Genomic DNA, 17,426 nt, shown 5'->3' on the forward strand with positions numbered 1-17,426 from the left:
CCATTCTCTCTTAACAGGCTGTCCGGCCTGTTCCACAAAAGATAAATTTTCTTCTTGTGGAACAGGCCGGAAAGCCTGTTGCTGAAAAGGCTAATTGACAATGGTGCAAGATGTGAGTTTAAATTGTATGTTATATCAAATCCGGTAGCATCGGAATTATTCATCTCTGTATTCTCTCCCTCTGCGTTCTCTGCGCCCTCTGCGGTTAAATCATTCCGATACAACCGGAAACGATATTAAGTGTGGGAGTTCCTGCCCAACCCCTACTCCCCATAAGAGTAAAGATTTATTTTACTCTGCAATTTAAATGCGGATTAGCTTAACTCACATTTGTAGGGTGTGCACTGCACACATGACTCATAAGTGCGATCGTAATAACTCATACCATTGTAGATTTTAGACTTCGGCGTGAGCGCTCCGTCGCACAATTTGAGATTAAATTATTGGGAATAACTGATTGTGTATGGGTTGGGAACACGAGCCTACAGTTGCTTTTTTGAAACTGATATCACTGTCTCCGGGTGATCCGTGCGCGCCTTATACCTATGTTTTTGAATCCCACACTTGCTTGAGCAGTTAATCCAAATAACCAAGTTATTGCTAATAAAATTTAAGGGTAAGGTCATGATTGCATTTGACATATAGGAATCCTTGCAGGAGTCGTAAATTTTTTACCCCCCCCCAACCCTCTCCGAACCCGCTGGGAGTCCGTAAGAAATTCACAAATGATGCGAGGATTGCTATATGCTGATTTCTTATCAGCGGAATTAGTTTTTATTATGGGTCAATTTAGCACAGGGTTGGAGACAATAGTTTCAAGTCAGATGCCATCAAGTTCGACAGCATTATTATTAAAATATTCTCCTTCTGTTATAATGCTTTCCCTCCTTATTGCCTGATGATTAAGCAGTGTAGCCGACGCAGTTCAAAGCGGGTTCCGATCGCCCTCCGAAATCAGCAAGTGTCTCAGATCACAAGGCAGATCGATCGCCCTCACTGCCAAAAAACGTAAAGTTATGTCACCTTAAGTAAGGGGTTATAAAATAACTCTTGCCATATCCCTAGAAAGTTATGACAACGAAACTAAGAGCTACACACACAGAGAAAATGGAGAGAGACTTGCACCAGTTGAGGGCAGACCAAGAACTGATTCTCAATCAAGTAGACAATGCGATCGCTCTGTTCGACTCGTCTGACTGCTTAGTTTTGTTTAACAAAAAATTGGCCGGAATCTGGCAACTGTCCCCAGAATGGCTGGAAACAAAACCGAAGTGCCACTTGCTGTTTGCGGAAATTGTCGATCGGGGTTACTTGTCCCTTCAGCAGTGGCAAGAGTTTCAGCAAGCACTCGAAAAATCTCAGGATGAAAGTTTATCATTTTATTTCGAGCAATCCAATGGGGTTTGTTTGGAGGTGTGCGCCACGATTACCAACAGCGGCGGACGGCTGTTTACCTTTAGAGACGTTACGGTATACCGAAACTCCCAAGCTAGCTTGAACGCAGAAGTAAGGCGGCTGAGCTTTCTTTTAGGTTTAACCGAACGCCTGCAAAAATCTGACAGTTTGCAAGAAATAGGTCAGTTTGCCCTCACCTATTTAGTAGAGGCAATGAATGCAGCTTTCGGAGATGTTAAGGTGATTAACGGCAAAGGAAACGATCGGCAAGCGGCGGCGATTTCCAACCAAGTTTCTAGTCAATTTTTGGCTACTTACGGGGAACCAGTAGTCGCAGGAATGCAAGAATTGCTCGACCAAGGCATTCCCTACGGCATCGGTTTGCTGTGGGAAGTGGTGAAAACTGGTAAACCTTTGTTCGTAGAGGATTATGCCCAACATCCCAATGCCGTGCCGAAATTTCGGCATCCGGGAATTGGACAACTGGGCATTTTTCCGATCGCAGCCACCGACGGTACAATTATTGGCGTACTGACGCTGGAGTCCCGCAACGTCAAAAAACTGCAAACCGCCCTCAACCAAGAAGTCCTGGAGGCTGCTTGCCGGACTTTGGGGGCGGCGATCGAGCGGGCTCAGACACAAGAGAACCTGCGCCAAGTTAACGAAGAATTAGAGTATTCTTCTCAGTTGAAATCCGAGTTTTTAGCCTCAATGTCCCATGAATTGCGGACGCCTCTCAACAGCATTCTCGGCTTTTCTGACTTGCTGCTGCGGCAAACGGCCGGACAGTTGAGCGATCGACAAATGAACTATGTAGAACTGATCGAAAAAAGTGGGCAGCACTTGTTGCAGCTAATCAACGATATTCTCGATCTTTCTAAAATTGAAGCCGGGAAAGTAGAACTAAACTTACAGCCTGTTCGCGTTCAAGAACTCGCGACAGACTGTATGAAAATGATGCAGCCACGGGCCGACAAAAAGCGAATCGGTTTGTCTTTAGAACTCGACTACCGTATTACTAAAGTTTTCCTCGACGAAAGGCGAGTGCGACAAATTGTGATTAATTTACTTTCCAATGCCATCAAATTTACCCCCGAACAGGGACAAGTTAAACTCAGCGGGCGTCTGGCCTACGGCAGTGAAATAGACGGCGACTACCGACCGGATTGTTCTCCTGTAAATGCCAGCACTCCTTATTTTTGTTTTGAGGTGAAAGACTCCGGCATCGGCATTCCTCAAGACCGCTGGCACTTGCTATTTCGACCTTTTCAACAGGTGGATTCTTCCCTGACTAGGCGGCACGAAGGTACAGGTTTGGGTTTGGCTTTGACTAAGCGTCTGGCAGAATTGCACGGGGGAACTGTTTCTTTTCAATCTGTTTGCGATCGGGGAAGTATTTTCCGCGTTTGGCTGCCTTTGACAGAGATGCGTCAAGAGTTGGAGAACTTTGCTTCTTGTGCCTTAGATTCTAAGTTAGTCCCTGGTTCTGCGATTGCTTTACCAATTGCCAGGAAGCGGATTTTGGTTGTCGAAGACCAGCCTTTTAACCAAATGTTAATTTCTGAGGTGATGGAATTGGAGGGGTACGGGGTAGAGATACTCGCGGATGGTTCGGCTATGGTCGATCGTATTCTCGCCGCCTCTGCTGCCCCGGAGTTGCTGCCGGATTTGATTTTGATGGACATTCAGTTGCCGGATGTTGACGGCTTTGAGTTGATGCGCCGAGTTAAAGCAGATCCTGTCTGGGATTCGGTACCGATGATTGCGGTGACGGCGATGGCGATGCCCGGTGACAGTGAACGATGTTTGGAAGCTGGCGCTTCTGCTTATTTGAGCAAGCCACTGGATTTGAATTTGACGATCGCTACAGTCCGTAATTTTCTCGGCTAACAATAATTATTTGCAGTTCCAGCACTGCCATTTATGAAAATTGATAACAACAAAGGTTAAACTCAATAGTAGATAAATATCTATATGACTTGCCCGCACTTGCCTCCGAAAGCCTGTTCCTAGGAAAAATATCGAGTTTAGTAAGGAGAAATATATCAATTAACCCGTTTTCGAGCTTCCCCACGCGCCACTTCCGAGCTAAATTCGATATATTATATCATATTCCATGTCAAACAAGTCGCCCTGCATCATGTTGGTTGATGACGAGCCAGCTAATCTGACTTTACTGGAAGAGTTATTGCACCTCAAAGGATACGCTACAGTATCAGTGCTATCTGGCCATGAAGCGCTCTCGCTTGCCCGCGCCTCTCGACCGGATTTAATTTTACTAGATATTATGATGCCGGAGATGAACGGTTTTGAGGTGTGCGAGATCCTGCGGAAGGATACGGCATTGCAGACTGTACCGGTAATTTTTTTAACTGCCCTCGATGACGATATGTCTCGAATCAAAGGGTTAGAAATGATGGCAGATGATTATTTGACAAAGCCTTTTAACAGTCGTTTGTTGCTGGCAAAAGTTGAAAATATTTTGCAGTTGAGTCAAATGCGATCGCAAGCTGTATCTTCCCAATTCAACCAGCAGGTAAAAGAGCAAAGCAAACGCCAAATCGCTGCCGCTTGGGAAGCCAACGAATATCTTTCAGAAAAATTTCAGCTATTTGTGCCAGAGCAACTTCTCGGACGAATTGCGCCACAAGGAATAGAATCTATTCAGTTGGGCAATGTCACAGAAGAAGAGTTGACTATTTTATTTTGCGACATTCGCGGGTTTACTACGATCGCCGAATCTCAACAAGCTCGCGAGACTTTTGAATGGTTGAACGCTTTTTTTACTAAAATGAACGAGTGCATAACGTCTCACGGCGGGTTTATTGACAAATACCTAGGCGATGCAATCATGGCAGTATTTGACAAGCCAAATTCTCACGCCATGAATGCGATCGAAGCCGCAGTAGCAATGCAAGAAACTTTGCAAGAATTTAATGCCAGTCGCCACAAATACAATTTAGAATCTCCCGTCAATATTGGTACGGGAATTAACACAGGTATCGGCATGATCGGCACTTTAGGTTCCGATCGCCGCATGGACTCTACAGTCATTGGTGATGTGGTAAATACAGCTTCTCGGTTAGAAAATTTAACTAAAATATACGGTTGCCAAATTATTGTTAGCGAAAATGCCATTGTTCATGCGAGAGAATTTCTCAATGGCATAAGTTCCAACTCCCACTCAAAAGAAAGTCTATTATTAAAGTGCGACTTAGAAGTGGAAACACAGGAGAGTATTATTTGTACTTCTGGGGCGACTGCTGCTGACAGCCATTTGGGGCACCACAATTATTACTATCGCTGGATCGATCGAGTAACCCCGCGCGGCAAGCAGGAAGCTATTGAAATCTACGAAATCTGGGCAGCCTCATGTCCCGACTCGGAGGCAAAGCAGCTTACCCAGGGTTTATTTGACAAAGGAATTCAAGGATGGCAATCCGAAAGATTTGTCGCAGCCTTGGGATATTTTCAGCAACTAATCGAACAAAACCCTGCTGATACAGTCGTCAGTTTTTATATCAATCGCTGCCAGGAAAAACTAGGTTTTATACCTGTAAGTAAGCGCTCAGAAATCAACTAAATAGAACCAGTTCGTACTGAGGATTTCAGTCCTATTTCTTACGGCAAATACCAGCTCATAAAGATTTAACTTTTAGGGCGGGCTAGAAGCCCAACCCCTACTTCCTACAAGAGTTTAGAACTCTGGAAAAAGTCGCTAACTATCGTGAATTGTATCTGCGTTGCGTCTGTGCTTTCCCTATCACTGAAAGATTTATGCCATAAGTCTACTCTAATTTTATACCATCAAACAGCGGTCAAAACTTGCTCTCTCAACTTCCCGATCAACTCATTCACCCCCCCCGCATTCAAACGGTAACTCAGAGGATGACCGATTAAATAAGCCGAACTTTCAAACAAAACATCAATTTCCACCAAACCATTTTCTCGCAAAGTTTTGCCAGTCGAAACCAAATCCACAATTGCCTCCGACATACCCGTAATCGGCCCTAACTCAACAGAACCGTAAAGCGGCACAATTTCCACCGGCAAATTCAAATTGTGAAAATATTCCCTAGCACAGTGTACGAACTTAGAAGCAACTCTACCGTGAGGAGGCAAATCCACAGTTCGTCGATAAGAACTAGATTCCTTCACCGCCACCGACAGCCGACATTTGCCAAATTTTAAATCAATTAAATTGGCAACTTTCGGCTTTTTTTCCCGCAAAACATCATAGCCAGCAATCCCCAAATCTGCTTGACCGTATTCCACATAAACCGGCACGTCGTGCGTCCTGACTAGCAAAGCTTTTGCTGTTCCGGTAGGGTCATATATTTGAAGTTGTCTGTTAGATGAATCGAGAAAAGCACTGAAGTCTAATCCAACAGATTTAAACAGTCGAATGCTATCTCCTAACAGTCCGCCTTTGGGAAGTGCAACAGTAATCATGTCAATTTTTAGAGTCTAAATTGCTTAATTTGGCAAGGGGGCGATCGCGGCACAAGCATAAACAGCTTTTGCCCAACTCAGAATAACACATAGAGTTCCTAGGCAAAAATAAATTTCGGGTATTGCTCGATCCTTTGTTTGGGTATATATTATATTTAGTAAGTTTTTATTTCGTCACGTTTTTCAAGGGCGGTCGGTATGGAAAACAATCAAGAATTTGACGCAAATTTTCACAGTGTAGACCCGGATTCCCTGAAAAAGATTACAGTAGATGAAATCCTCTCAGGCGGTGGTGTAGAGAGGGAGGAAATGGACTATACAGTAGCTTTACCTAGCGCTAACCAGGCTAGGGTTCCCAGGGACGGAGGCTTCTCATCTCATGTGAAATCCAGCGTGTTCGATCGCGCCCCCCGATCGCAGTTTGCAGAAAAACGCGGAACGCTGGGAGGCTGTTAATTTGACAACTCTGGGCCCTAGAAGGGCAGAGATTATTGTATCATTCAGTCCACTTAATAAGTACAGCTTCCTGTACTTACCGCAAGATGGTTCTGTCCTCAAGCTTTCGACTCATTGCAGAGTCTTGTTCCCGTGTGCCCCACGGTACAATTCAAAACCCAAAATACTGGTTTCTAGGCGTACTTGTTGCTCGAAGTTTTTACCCGCGCAAGCTTTTCTGCGCTCAAGCCCATAACTTCAGTTTTCAAGGTGCGTTGCCTTCCGGCGACTGGGTTTTTAATGTGGTTGAATACCCTAGCCACATTACAATATTATCACGACCAAGAATAAAAAGTCGTCCTAGAAAGACGGGGCTTTAGACCCAATTTTTTGGTAAAATGCTTGCAGAGGCTGGTGCAGAAAACGGGCCGATCGCCTGATCGCCATTGTGTGTCACGCTTTTGTATATTCAACTCTAAAACTTAAAATTGCACGGGCGATCGGAAATAGCTGACAGCTACATTATGACCAAATTGACTCTGGTAATCGGCAACAAAAATTATTCCTCTTGGTCGCTGCGCGCTTGGCTGGCGATGAAACAAGCTGGACTGGAATTTGCCGAGGTGAGAATCCCCTTAGACTGGCCGACAACCCATGAGGAAATTCGGCGCTATTCTCCTTCGGGAAAAGTGCCAGTTTTAATCGACGGCGATCTGAAAGTGTGGGAATCTTTAGCAATTTGCGAATACGTTGCAGAACGCTTTGCAAATGATTTGTGGCCGGCGGATGTAGCGGAACGGGCGATCGCCCGTTCCATCTGCGCCGAAATGCACGCGGGTTTCCAAAATTTGCGCGACAATATGCCGATGGACTGCCGCAACCGCTATCCGGGAGAAGGGAGGACTGCCGGTGTAGAAGCAGAGATCGATCGCATCTTTGCCATTTGGCGCGAATGCCGTCAAAAATTCGGAATAGGTGGCAATATGCTATTCGGAAAATTCACAATTGTTGACGCTATGTTTGCCCCCGTTGTCATGCGTTTTGTCACCTACGGAGTCAAATTAGATTCAGTAACAAAAGCGTATGCGGATGCGATTTTGGCCTTGCCGGCCATCCAGGAATGGGTAGCAGCAGCTTGCAGCGAAACGGAAAATATTCCACACATTAAAATTTAGGAAAAATCAGTTTACTTAACCTAAAATCTCAAATCTCAAATTTGAAATCAGGATGCGGATTCTTTTAGTTGATGATGAAGTTGAGTTAACTGACCCTTTGAGTCGAGTCTTAACCCGCGAAGGTTATACAGTTGATGTGGCATTTGACGGAGCAAGTGGCAGCAATTTAGCAATGCAGGGCAATTACGATTTGCTAATTTTGGATTGGATGCTACCGAGACAAACCGGACTGGCAATTTGCCAGAAGTTGCGATCGCAAGGACGGAATACGCCAGTGCTATTTCTCACCGCCAAAGATACCGTAGACGATCGCGTACAAGGACTTGACGCCGGTGCAGACGACTATTTAGTCAAACCTTTTGAACTGCGAGAACTGCTAGCGAGAGTCCGCGCATTACTGCGGCGGCCTCCTACTTTTGACGCCGAGGTTGCTGTCGGGCGGCTGCAAGTTGCAGATTTACAGCTAGACTACGACAATCAATTAGCTTATCGGGGCGATCGTACAATTGACTTATCAGAAAAAGAATGTCAGTTATTAGAATACTTAATGCGCCATCCCGGTCAATTGCTAACACACGAACAAATCCACCAGTATTTGTGGAATGAAGCAGAAAAACCCAGCAGCAATGTATTAGCTGCTCAAATTCGCCTGCTGCGCCGCAAAATAGAAGTTCCGGGCGAATCTGTGCTAATTCACACAGTCTATGGCAGAGGCTATCGCTTTGGAGAAGCCAATTAAAAATAATAGAAATTATAGAAAAATCCCTCTTCCTTCTTCCCTCTTCCCTCTTCCCTCGGACTGACATCCATTACATCCGTTACATCCGTTACATCCGTTACATAATCCGTTGCCGAACTTCCTTTTTCCTGGGGCTATATTATCTATTATCGGGAAAGTGTGCACCCTAAACCGCCCTTACGGGTGTTGACAAACCAAAGTAATTACTGTCACCTCCGGCGGACAAAATAGCCTCCCGGGCGCATAAGTTCCCAAACCCCGATTCACGTACAGCAAATTACTCCCCACCTGATGCAAACCGCTAGCCCATTCCCAGTGAGTAACTACTCGATCGCAAGCCGAGACAAAAGGAATGAACTTTCGGATTCGTTTAGGGATCAAATAGCCAATTTTTCTGACCCAAGCGTACAAAGGGCCGATACCAGGAATAACGATTTGACCCCCGTGAGTGTGCCCAGACAACTGCAAATCAATCCGCCAATTTTGCAGATTTTCAGCAGTATCAGGATTGTGAGACAAGACAATCCGAGGAATCGCGGAATTTATTGATGCCATTACAGGTTCAGGCGCAAAATCGCCCGACCAAAAATCGGCCAACCCAACTAAAGCCAATTCTGACCCCAAAGGATAGACTGCTTCGTTGTACAAAACCCGAATTTCGACGCTATTTAAAGCATTAGTAACCTCTCTTTTTGCGTTCGGCCAATAGTGGTCATGATTGCCCAAAACCGCGTAAATTCCTGCTCGACTTTGCAAATTTTTCAATCGCTGCACTAAGCCGTAAATAGGTGCGGGGTCATAACTAATAAAGTCACCAGTTAAAAAAATCAGGTCTGGTTCTGCTTCATTGGCTGCAGCTATCGCCTCTTCTAGCAACCATTCCGACAGCCGCACCCCGTCATAGTGAAAGTCAGTAAGCTGTACAATTTTAGTACCGGATAGATTTGCTGGAAGATTGGCGATGGGTATTGTTAAATACTCTACTCGAAGTTTTCCCGTTAATAACCTGTGCATAAATCTAAAGTTTATTGATGACAGAGCGCCACCTCTAGCTTAGCAAATAATATCGTTTCCGGTTGCAACCAGAAACGATATTATTTATTACTAAGTAAGTGGAAATAAACATGGCTGGGGGGAGGCTGGGTTTTGCATTAATAATAAACTGGCGGCTAGTATAGATCATTGTCTTAACCGCTGTTAATATCGTTTATTTTTTTGTCGCGTCTGCCTACTTGTTAACTAATCACTTTTGACGAATGTCGCTTCTTCTCAATATATTGCTGGTGGTAATCCTCTGCCATATAAAATTCACCAGCAGGTTTGATTTCGGTGGCAATATCTTTGTCGTATTTACCGGAAGTTTGCAATTTTTGTTTGGAGAGGCGAGCGGCTTTTTCTTGTTCGGAATTATGATAAAAGATCACAGACCTGTACTGTTCGCCTCTGTCGGGGCCTTGGCGATTGATTTGGGTTGGATCGTGACAGTTCCAGAATACATCTAGCAGTGCTTCGTAACTCACCTGCGATCGATCGTACTCTATCAGCACAGATTCAGCGTGACCAGTGACTCTGGCGCAAACGTCTAGGTAGCAGGGATTGGGCCAGTGACCTCCCGTGTAGCCCGCAGCAGTCGAGACGACACCCGCAACGGCGCGAAACTTGTGTTCAACTCCCCAAAAACAACCGGCGGCAAATGTGGCTTTTTCCATTGTGTTACTCATCGTATTGGGATAAAACTTGGCACTAAATTATGCTTGACATATTCCCATTAGTGTGCATTCCCAGACCAATCGCGGCTGTACGTAGTTTAACAAATATTGTCGCGCTTTTTCCAAGGGTTCTAAGGGCGATCGACTAATTCCCCCTGCCAAAAATTGTTGCCAGTAACAGTGCTGTAAATAATCGATTAACCACAACTGAGATTCAGTATCTAAAGTTTTATCAATTTCCTTTGCCAATTCCAAAGCAGACCGCAGATTTTGAGGCAACTGCTTCACCTTTTGCAGCAAATCATCGGGTATTGATTGCAGTTGCTGCCAAATAGAAATCGCCTCCCCAGGACTGCCCTGAGCCATCCCCAGTACCTCGGGATGGGATAAAATCTCTGCGAATCCGGCTTGCTGCAAAACTTGTGCCATTGCTTCGGGATTCAGCCGAGAAAACTGGATTTTTTGACAACGGGAAATTAAAGTCGGCAGCAAAACTTCCACTGTCGGAGCAATTAAAATTAGCGCTGCTTTACCCGGTTCTTCCAATGTTTTCAACAAGCCGTTAGCGGCTCCCTCGCCCATTGTTTCTGCTTGTTCCAAAACTACGACTGAACGCGCAGCTTCTAGCGGCGGTCTGCTGAGAAAATCACCGATTTCTCGAACTTGTTCTAAGCGAATTTGTGGTGGTGCTTTCCGCTTTAAACCCGCTTCCTCTGCTTCCTTTGGCGTAAGCCGTTTGCCTTGGTTCATATAAGTTGGTTCTACCCAGAGTAAGTCTGGATGATTTCGCTGCCTCACGCGATTTTGCACGGAGGCTATTAGTCGGGTTTCGGGAATATTTGCTGAGAATAAAAGCTCGATGAAACACTGAGCCGCTAAACTTTTGCCGATGCCGTTAGACCCGACAAATAAATAACCAGGAGCAATTCGGTTTCGCTCGACTGCTTGAGTTAGCAATTCTACTGGTCGCTCTTGTCCGATTAATGATGTAAAATAATTCATGTGACAGTTGACAGTTGACAGTTGACAGTTGACAGTTGACAGTTGACAGTTGACAGCTTGCCCGAAGAGCGCAGTCGAAGGGTTGACAGTTGACAGTATTCAGTTGACAGAAGGAAGTTATTGTAGGGTGCGTCAGAGGCGCCGAATGTAATGACTACCTATTCAAGAATTTTGCCCCGCTACCCTATGGTGAGTTAGTTACAACGAAGAAACCGGGTTTTTCCTCGATGTTGAGGATTTTTAGCAAATATTTCGTAAAAAACCAGGTTTCTGGCTATCTATGTAAGCTTACTTTTCAGAATTGATATTATTTAAATATCCCCAAGCTTCTAACCTGCGAGTTACAATAGTTTGAATTTCCTGAGCGACTTCATATTCAGGGCGATCGGCATTTATGCGAACAATTCGAGATTTATTTGCCTCGGCTAACTCTGCAAAACCTTGCTGCACAAGGCGGTGAAACTTCAAATCAGCTTGCTCGATCCGATCGCACCCTCCCCGATCCCTTACCCTCGCCAAACCCTCCTCCACATTAATATCCAGCCACAAAGTCAGATCGCTTTCCAAGCCGCCGGTGGCAATGTCATTCAACTGCTTAATTAAATTTAAGTTAAGACTGCGGCCGTAGCCCTGATAAGCGATCGTAGAGTCAGTAAAGCGATCGCATAAAACAATCGTTCCCTTCGATAACTCGGGTTTGAGAAAAGTTTCGACGTGTTGAGCGCGATCGGCCGCGTACATGAGTAATTCTGCTCGGTCGGATACAGATTCGCCCCCATCTTGTTTCAGCAGCAAATGTCGCAGTCCCCTTCCCAGGTCAGTACCCCCCGGTTCGCGAGTAGCCACGAAGCGGACTGTGAGAAAGTAACTTATTTGCAGGAACTGTATCAGCCGCTGCATTTGCGTAGTTTTACCCGCACCTTCAACCCCCTCAAACACGATAAGTTTGCCCTTCATTGCCCTAACTTCCCATTTCAATAAAATAAATCTATATTGTTCTGTGAATCTGTTCTAGGTTCGGTATGATAATAAAGTCTAAATGCCTCACGGCTGGAGTTGTCTATGGCTCGCTATACTGGTTTTTTTATCGTTGCCGTTCCGATCGACCGTCTCCGTCAATCCCTGATTGAAATTTTAGAGTCATGCAATCTTGATATTATCTACAATACAGGAGATTCCGTCATGGCTCGCGAGCTCCCAGGTCAAGTTTCGATTGCCAAACTTGTCACCGCAGAAGTCCTAATTGAGAAAAACACGGCCAGCGACTCAGAGGTTCGCATGAACTTCGTGATTAAAAACGAAGAACTGCCCCTGCAAACCAACAACCACTGCCGTCAAATGTTCGAGCTAGTGAGTCGTTCAATTATGAACAACAATAATTGGCGACTTTTGGAAAGTATGGCACTGTAGCCATCAGTCATTAGTCATTAGTCCTCAGTCATTAGTCATTAGTTTGTGGCTAATGACCAATGACCTCGTACTTTTATTGGTCATCCCTAAATTGAAGCTCGAAATCCCCGGCGCAAAAACAAAGAATTTGTAACCACGCTAACAGAACTAAACGCCATAAATGCCCCAGCAGCCGCAGGACTGAGTAGAATTCCCGTTGCAGGCAGCAAGATACCCGCTGCAACCGGAATTCCCAGAGTATTGTAACCAAAAGCCCAAAATAAATTTTGGCGAATTTTGTTGAAAGTAGCGCGCCCCAGCTCGATCGACTCAACAACATCCATCAAAGCATTTCGCATCAGCACAATTTGAGCTGTCTCAACTGCGACATCAGTGCCACAGTGCAAACCAATACCGACATCAGCTTGAGCCAAAGCCGGGGCGTCATTGATACCATCCCCCACCACAGCCACTTTACAGCCTTGGGCTTGCAAAGTCGCGATCGCCCTCGCCTTCCCCTCCGGCCGCACCCCAGCCAAAACATCAGCCGCCGTCAAATCTAGCTGCTGCGCCGTCGCCGCCGCCGCAGACGGCGTATCCCCCGTCAGCATCATCACCCGCAATCCCATGCCCCGCAAACGTTCCACCGCCGCCTTAGCATCCGGTCTCAGAGTATCTTTTAGCCCGATTACCCCCAGCAAAACACCCCCAGAAGCCACGTAAACCGCCGTTTTGCCTTGCAAAGACCCCGACAATTCCGTCGCCACAGCGACCCCCTGCTCCTTCATCCACTCAGCATTCCCCGCGAACACCCGCCGGCCCTCCACCAAAGCAGAAACCCCGAAGCCCGGTTCCGTGCAGAAATCCTCAGCAGCTAGCAGCGGCAAACCTTGCTGTTGAGCTTCCAGCAAAATCGCTGCAGCGATGGGATGACAAGCGCCCCTTTCCACCGCCGCCGCAATTTGCAGCAGTTTTGAGTCAATTGTGGAACAGGCATCTTGCCTGTTGCCAGAAACCCCATCAATTGTGGAACAGGCATCTTGCCTGTTGCCAGAAACCCCATCAATTGTGGAACAGGCATCTTGCCTGTTACCAGAAACCCCATCAATTGTGGAACAGGCATCTTGCCTGTTGCCAGAAACCCCATCAATTGTGGAACAAACATCTTGTTTGTTACCAGAAACCCCATCAATTGTGGAACAAACATCTTGCCTGTTGCCAGAAACCCCATCAATTGTGGAACAGGCATCTTGCCTGTTCCCCACATTAATATCCGAGTTCAAATCCCACTCGGAATTCTGGAAAATCGGCAAATAATCAGTGAGTGTGAGATTTCCGGTTGTCAGAGTGCCAGTCTTGTCAAAAACCACCGTATCTAATTGATGCACCCGTTCTAAAACATCACCACCGCGAATTAAAAGCCCGCGCTCCGCCCCGATGCCAGAACCGACTAAAATTGCAGTTGGGGTAGCCAGTCCCAAAGCGCAAGGACAAGCAATCACTAAAACTGCGATCGCCAATTTCAAACTTAACAGCAAAGGCGATTGATAATGGATAATTGGCAATTCATTTCCCATATTCATTGCCCCGTGTCCCATATCCATTACCCCGTGTCCTAAAAGCACAGAAGGCCAAATATGAGTCCCGGCAAAATACCAAAATAGGAAAGTTAAAACCGATATCGCCATTACCCCATACACAAAATATCCCGCCACAGTATCAGCTAAATTTTGAATCGGCGCTTTGCGAGTTTGGGCTGCCTGCACCAAAGCCACCATTTGAGCTACAGTTGTTTCTTTACCGGTGCGAGTTGCCCGCATCACAACTGCCCCGGATTTATTGATAGTTCCGGCGGCAACTGTATCTCCTGGTTGCTTCAAAACCGGCATTGATTCGCCAGTCAGCATCGACTCATCTATCGTTGTTTTGCCTTCGCAGACTTCACCGTCTACCGGTATTTTTTCCCCTGGCAAAACTTGCAGCCATTCTCCGACTCGGACGCGATCGGCGGGAATTTCAATGTATTGTGGATCGTAGACCGCAGATGTCGAGTCTAAAGGCAATTCTTCCGATCGCAAATCTAAACTCGGGAGTTTAAAATCAACTAAGCGGGCTTTCGCCGGTTGCAATGCGATTAAAGCTTGCAAAGCTGATGCAGCGCGCCGTCTGGCTTGCTGTTCGAGAGTTTTGCCCAACAAAATAAAGCCCAGCAGCATCACCGGTTCGTCAAAAAAGCACTCCCATCCCATTCGTGGAAACAGCAGCGCCGCGTTGCTAGCGGTGTAAGCTGTAACAGCGCCTAAAGCTACCAAAGTATTCATGTTCGGTGCATTTCGCCACAAACTGCGGCACCCGTCAAGGATAATCGGGCGGCCCGGTAGCAGTAAAGCTAGGGTGGCGAGTCCCCAGTGAAACCAAATATTGCTGAGAATTGGGGCTTTTGTGCCGAGTACGTGACCTAAACCGGATAAAATAATTAGGATAAGGGCGATCGTCAATTGCTTGATTTGCTGTCGAATTTCTTGTCGCCGTCGTTCAATTGTTGCCGCTTCTGCTTCCCGCTGATTTTCCCCTAAACGAGACTGAGAGGGAAATCCATTATCAGTCAACTTTTTCGCTAAAGCCTCTGCATCCACAGCCCCCGGTTGACACTCAACCGTCGCGACTTCTACCGCCAAGTTAACGCAAGCTGAAATCACGCCTGAATACTGCATGAGTTGGCGTTCCACAGCTTTAGCGCAGCCGGCACATTTCATCCCGCCGACATCGAAAGTAACAAGTTCTGGCGGTGATTCGTTAACTGGTAGGATTTCTGGTTGAATTTCGGGGATTGTTTTGGGCAAAAATTGCATGGTTTTTTTTGGTATTGATTAGAATATTTGGGTAGTTCTGAAAGGATTTAATGCACTGTTTAGACAAATGTCTATATTTTTATCATAGATAAATATTGTGGCATCTTCCAAAAGTGTTAGTTTTTTTTAATTCTTATTAGTTCCCGGCTGTTAAATCCTTAGTCCGGCAGGCATTTCAACTACTGTCGGAATGCGAGTTTAATGCTAAGACACGGTTTGGACACGGCAGTGCCGTTTCCCTATTTGATATAATGAGCCAATTGCCTAGTTAGTATCCAGCTTTTATTTGACGAATTTAGCTATGACAGAAACACCCAAATTTTATATTATCAAACGTCCTGCCGGTAATTGCGAAATTTTGCCGTTGGCGGAGCCCTCGCAGACGATCGCGCAACTCGAAGAACAAAACCCCAGTATTATTGAAAAGTGGGGCCCTTACGATTCGGCCGAAGATGCCATCGCCCGCCGCATCGGTTTAATTCGCGCCGGCAAATGCCAACCAACCAAATTTTAGATTTTAGATTTTAGATTTTAGATTGAAGATAAGAAGGACTAAAGTCCTCACTACAAACCTGGTTCGTAGTGAGGACTTTAGTCCTTCTTTACTGAAGTTTTTGTGACTAAAAACTACTTGGATTTAGCCGGTGCCACACTCGGTTTTGCCTGCGCCGCCGTCGGCTTAGCTGGCGCAGCATTCGGTTTCGCCTCCGCCTTATTGTTCCCTGTTTTACCAGTAACTTGCTTTGTCAAAACTTCCATAGCTTTCGCGTATTGCGGATCGGCCGTCGTAGCAATTTTATCGCGATCGCGCCTCAATTCCTGTTTTTGAGCGTCGGTGAGTTCTACCTTGAAATCCGGTTCAATCCCGGCGTGGTTGATATCAGTGCCGTTGGGAGTAAAATACTTGGCAATTGTCACCGCTAAACCGGCACCATTTCCCACGCCGCGTACTGACTGAACTAAACCTTTACCAAACGTCTTTGTTCCCACCAAAACCGCGCGTTTGTTGTCTTGCAAAGCACCGGATAGAATCTCGCTAGCACTTGCTGAACCGCCGTCTACCAGTATAACTAACGGTTTGTCTGTGATTGCTGCCTTGTTTGCCGTTTGTTTATCGGCTTCACCGACTCGATCGACCGTCGAGACGATCGTACCTTCTTTGAGCCACATCCGAGCAATTTCAATACTTCCGTACAGCAACCCGCCGGGATTGGAACGCAAGTCTAAAATATAGCCCGTTACCTTTTTCTGTTCCAAATCCTTAATTGCCGATCGCATTTCCGATGCAGCATTCGCACTGAACTGATTTAAGCGAATATAGCCGACTTCTCCGATGGGAGTTTTCTGCACCGACTTCCGCACAGGATGAATTTCAATTTTAGCGCGTTTCAGCTTAAATTCTAATTCTTTGCTTCCCCGCAAAATCGTCAGCGTCACCTCAGTATTCACCTGACCGCGAATCAAACTTACTGCTTGATTCGTATCCATGCCTTCTGTGCTCTTGCCGTCAATCTTAGTAATGATATCTTTTGCCAGAATACCAGCACTAAAAGCAGGGGTATCTTCGATCGGCGAAATCACCACCAACTTCTTAGTTTCCTCATCTTGAGTCAACTGAATCCCAACTCCTGTCAGTTCCCCAGAAGTTTCAACCTGCATATTTCTGAACTCTTGAGGGTCCATAAACCGCGTATAAGGATCATCCAGCTTCTTCAACATTTCCCGAATTGCTTTGTAAGCTTCGTCGTCGCTGGTATAAGTCCGGTTCAAATAATCATTCCGCACCGCTTTCCAGTCAACCTGGTTAAAAGTGCCATCTACATAACTTTTGTCAATAATTTGCCAAACTTCATCAACCAACTCTTTAGGGCTTCCCCTAAAAGAAGCCAGAGATTTAGAACTGCAACCAGTGTTCGCAAGAGTTACAGCAGTGAGTACCACTGCTGCTGCACTTAGAACAAGCCCTCGTTTTGTTATAACCATTTGTCTGACGCGCGGGAGGAAAAGAGTTCAGAATAATTACGCTCAATCTAACACAGGCAAGGCCCGGTCGTAGTTGGCGTACATATATTATTCAACTTTGCCGAGTTTTGTTCCCTTTCGCCACAGGCAAGATGCCTGTGCCACAAAAAACTCGGCATCTTGCCCGCCACAGGCAAGATGCCTGTGCCACAACAAACTCTTGTGGGGTGGGCCGAAGAGCCCGCCACAGGCAAGATGCCTGTGCCACAACAAACTCTTGTGGGGTGGGCCGAAGAGCCCGCCACAGGCAAGATGC

At 46.1% G+C, this 17,426-nt stretch carries 14 protein-coding genes; 7 read left to right on the plus strand and 7 right to left on the minus strand.

Annotated elements, in window-relative coordinates:
* Positions 1 to 1,071: 1,071 nt before the first annotated feature.
* Both QUB11_RS05800 and QUB11_RS05805 read left to right on the plus strand, forming a co-directional pair.
* Complete coding sequence (locus QUB11_RS05800; RefSeq protein WP_333389996.1) at positions 1,072 to 3,285, plus strand: ATP-binding protein; 2,214 nt, start codon at positions 1,072 to 1,074, stop codon at positions 3,283 to 3,285.
* 226 nt (positions 3,286 to 3,511) lie between these two features.
* Positions 3,512 to 4,978 (plus strand): response regulator, encoded by a 1,467-nt coding sequence (locus QUB11_RS05805; protein WP_333199715.1) that lies wholly within the window; start codon positions 3,512 to 3,514, stop codon positions 4,976 to 4,978.
* A gap of 224 nt (positions 4,979 to 5,202) precedes the next feature.
* On the opposite strand, the gene hisG is transcribed toward QUB11_RS05805, so the two are convergent.
* Positions 5,203 to 5,847, minus strand: coding sequence for an ATP phosphoribosyltransferase (hisG, locus tag QUB11_RS05810; protein WP_015174599.1), 645 nt, complete (start codon positions 5,845 to 5,847; stop codon positions 5,203 to 5,205).
* A gap of 198 nt (positions 5,848 to 6,045) precedes the next feature.
* Here hisG and QUB11_RS05815 point away from each other — a divergent pair, with 198 nt between their 5' ends.
* From QUB11_RS05815 to rppA, 3 genes are all read left to right on the plus strand, one after another.
* Positions 6,046 to 6,303 (plus strand): hypothetical protein, encoded by a 258-nt coding sequence (locus QUB11_RS05815; RefSeq protein ID WP_333199717.1) that lies wholly within the window; start codon positions 6,046 to 6,048, stop codon positions 6,301 to 6,303.
* 503 nt (positions 6,304 to 6,806) lie between these two features.
* On the plus strand, positions 6,807 to 7,457 hold the full coding sequence (locus tag QUB11_RS05820) for a glutathione S-transferase family protein (protein WP_333389998.1): 651 nt from the start codon (positions 6,807 to 6,809) through the stop codon (positions 7,455 to 7,457).
* Positions 7,458 to 7,509: 52 nt separating this feature from the next.
* The gene (gene rppA / locus QUB11_RS05825) at positions 7,510 to 8,196 is read left to right on the plus strand and encodes a two-component system response regulator RppA (RefSeq protein WP_333199721.1); all 687 of its coding nucleotides are present in this window, start codon (positions 7,510 to 7,512) and stop codon (positions 8,194 to 8,196) included.
* Positions 8,197 to 8,373: 177 nt separating this feature from the next.
* Here the strand turns inward: rppA and QUB11_RS05830 are convergent, their stop codons facing one another.
* From QUB11_RS05830 to tmk, 4 genes are all read right to left on the minus strand, one after another.
* Positions 8,374 to 9,210, minus strand: coding sequence for a metallophosphoesterase (locus QUB11_RS05830; protein ID WP_333199723.1), 837 nt, complete (start codon positions 9,208 to 9,210; stop codon positions 8,374 to 8,376).
* A gap of 221 nt (positions 9,211 to 9,431) precedes the next feature.
* A complete protein-coding gene (gene msrA, locus QUB11_RS05835; RefSeq protein ID WP_333199879.1) occupies positions 9,432 to 9,905 on the minus strand; it encodes a peptide-methionine (S)-S-oxide reductase MsrA in 474 nt (157 codons plus the stop codon).
* A 39-nt stretch (positions 9,906 to 9,944) separates the two neighbouring features.
* A complete protein-coding gene (locus QUB11_RS05840; protein ID WP_333199725.1) occupies positions 9,945 to 10,907 on the minus strand; it encodes a DNA polymerase III subunit delta' in 963 nt (320 codons plus the stop codon).
* Between the two features lie 288 nt (positions 10,908 to 11,195).
* Entirely contained in the window at positions 11,196 to 11,864 is a 669-nt protein-coding gene (gene tmk, locus QUB11_RS05845) for a dTMP kinase (protein ID WP_333390000.1), read from the minus strand.
* 105 nt (positions 11,865 to 11,969) lie between these two features.
* Here tmk and QUB11_RS05850 point away from each other — a divergent pair, with 105 nt between their 5' ends.
* The gene (locus QUB11_RS05850; RefSeq protein ID WP_190659999.1) at positions 11,970 to 12,317 is read left to right on the plus strand and encodes a hypothetical protein; all 348 of its coding nucleotides are present in this window, start codon (positions 11,970 to 11,972) and stop codon (positions 12,315 to 12,317) included.
* Between the two features lie 86 nt (positions 12,318 to 12,403).
* Here the strand turns inward: QUB11_RS05850 and QUB11_RS05855 are convergent, their stop codons facing one another.
* On the minus strand, positions 12,404 to 15,148 hold the full coding sequence (locus tag QUB11_RS05855) for a heavy metal translocating P-type ATPase (RefSeq protein WP_333199729.1): 2,745 nt from the start codon (positions 15,146 to 15,148) through the stop codon (positions 12,404 to 12,406).
* 301 nt (positions 15,149 to 15,449) lie between these two features.
* On the opposite strand from QUB11_RS05855, the gene QUB11_RS05860 reads away from it, so the two are divergent.
* A complete protein-coding gene (locus tag QUB11_RS05860) occupies positions 15,450 to 15,662 on the plus strand; it encodes a DDE transposase family protein (protein WP_333199731.1) in 213 nt (70 codons plus the stop codon).
* A 113-nt stretch (positions 15,663 to 15,775) separates the two neighbouring features.
* On the opposite strand, the gene ctpC is transcribed toward QUB11_RS05860, so the two are convergent.
* Positions 15,776 to 17,131: a carboxyl-terminal processing protease CtpC gene (ctpC, locus tag QUB11_RS05865; RefSeq protein WP_333199733.1), complete on the minus strand. Its 1,356-nt coding sequence runs from the start codon at positions 17,129 to 17,131 to the stop codon at positions 15,776 to 15,778.
* Positions 17,132 to 17,426 lie beyond the last annotated feature (295 nt).

It is taken from the genome of Microcoleus sp. B6-A1 (genome assembly GCF_036705085.1).
Lineage (GTDB): Bacteria > Cyanobacteriota > Cyanobacteriia > Cyanobacteriales > Microcoleaceae > Microcoleus.

What these genes read in the sequence shown, in the direction of transcription:
- QUB11_RS05800 (WP_333389996.1), top strand. Translation starts at nt 1,072, where the DNA reads ATGACAACGAAACTAAGAGCTACACACACAGAGAAAATGGAGAGAGAC.
- QUB11_RS05805 (WP_333199715.1), top strand. Translation starts at nt 3,512, where the DNA reads ATGTCAAACAAGTCGCCCTGCATCATGTTGGTTGATGACGAGCCAGCT.
- hisG (WP_015174599.1), bottom strand. Translation starts at nt 5,847, where the DNA reads ATGATTACTGTTGCACTTCCCAAAGGCGGACTGTTAGGAGATAGCATT.
- QUB11_RS05815 (WP_333199717.1), top strand. Translation starts at nt 6,046, where the DNA reads ATGGAAAACAATCAAGAATTTGACGCAAATTTTCACAGTGTAGACCCG.
- QUB11_RS05820 (WP_333389998.1), top strand. Translation starts at nt 6,807, where the DNA reads ATGACCAAATTGACTCTGGTAATCGGCAACAAAAATTATTCCTCTTGG.
- rppA (WP_333199721.1), top strand. Translation starts at nt 7,510, where the DNA reads ATGCGGATTCTTTTAGTTGATGATGAAGTTGAGTTAACTGACCCTTTG.
- QUB11_RS05830 (WP_333199723.1), bottom strand. Translation starts at nt 9,210, where the DNA reads ATGCACAGGTTATTAACGGGAAAACTTCGAGTAGAGTATTTAACAATA.
- msrA (WP_333199879.1), bottom strand. Translation starts at nt 9,905, where the DNA reads ATGGAAAAAGCCACATTTGCCGCCGGTTGTTTTTGGGGAGTTGAACAC.
- QUB11_RS05840 (WP_333199725.1), bottom strand. Translation starts at nt 10,907, where the DNA reads ATGAATTATTTTACATCATTAATCGGACAAGAGCGACCAGTAGAATTG.
- tmk (WP_333390000.1), bottom strand. Translation starts at nt 11,864, where the DNA reads ATGAAGGGCAAACTTATCGTGTTTGAGGGGGTTGAAGGTGCGGGTAAA.
- QUB11_RS05850 (WP_190659999.1), top strand. Translation starts at nt 11,970, where the DNA reads ATGGCTCGCTATACTGGTTTTTTTATCGTTGCCGTTCCGATCGACCGT.
- QUB11_RS05855 (WP_333199729.1), bottom strand. Translation starts at nt 15,148, where the DNA reads ATGCAATTTTTGCCCAAAACAATCCCCGAAATTCAACCAGAAATCCTA.
- QUB11_RS05860 (WP_333199731.1), top strand. Translation starts at nt 15,450, where the DNA reads ATGACAGAAACACCCAAATTTTATATTATCAAACGTCCTGCCGGTAAT.
- ctpC (WP_333199733.1), bottom strand. Translation starts at nt 17,131, where the DNA reads ATGGTTATAACAAAACGAGGGCTTGTTCTAAGTGCAGCAGCAGTGGTA.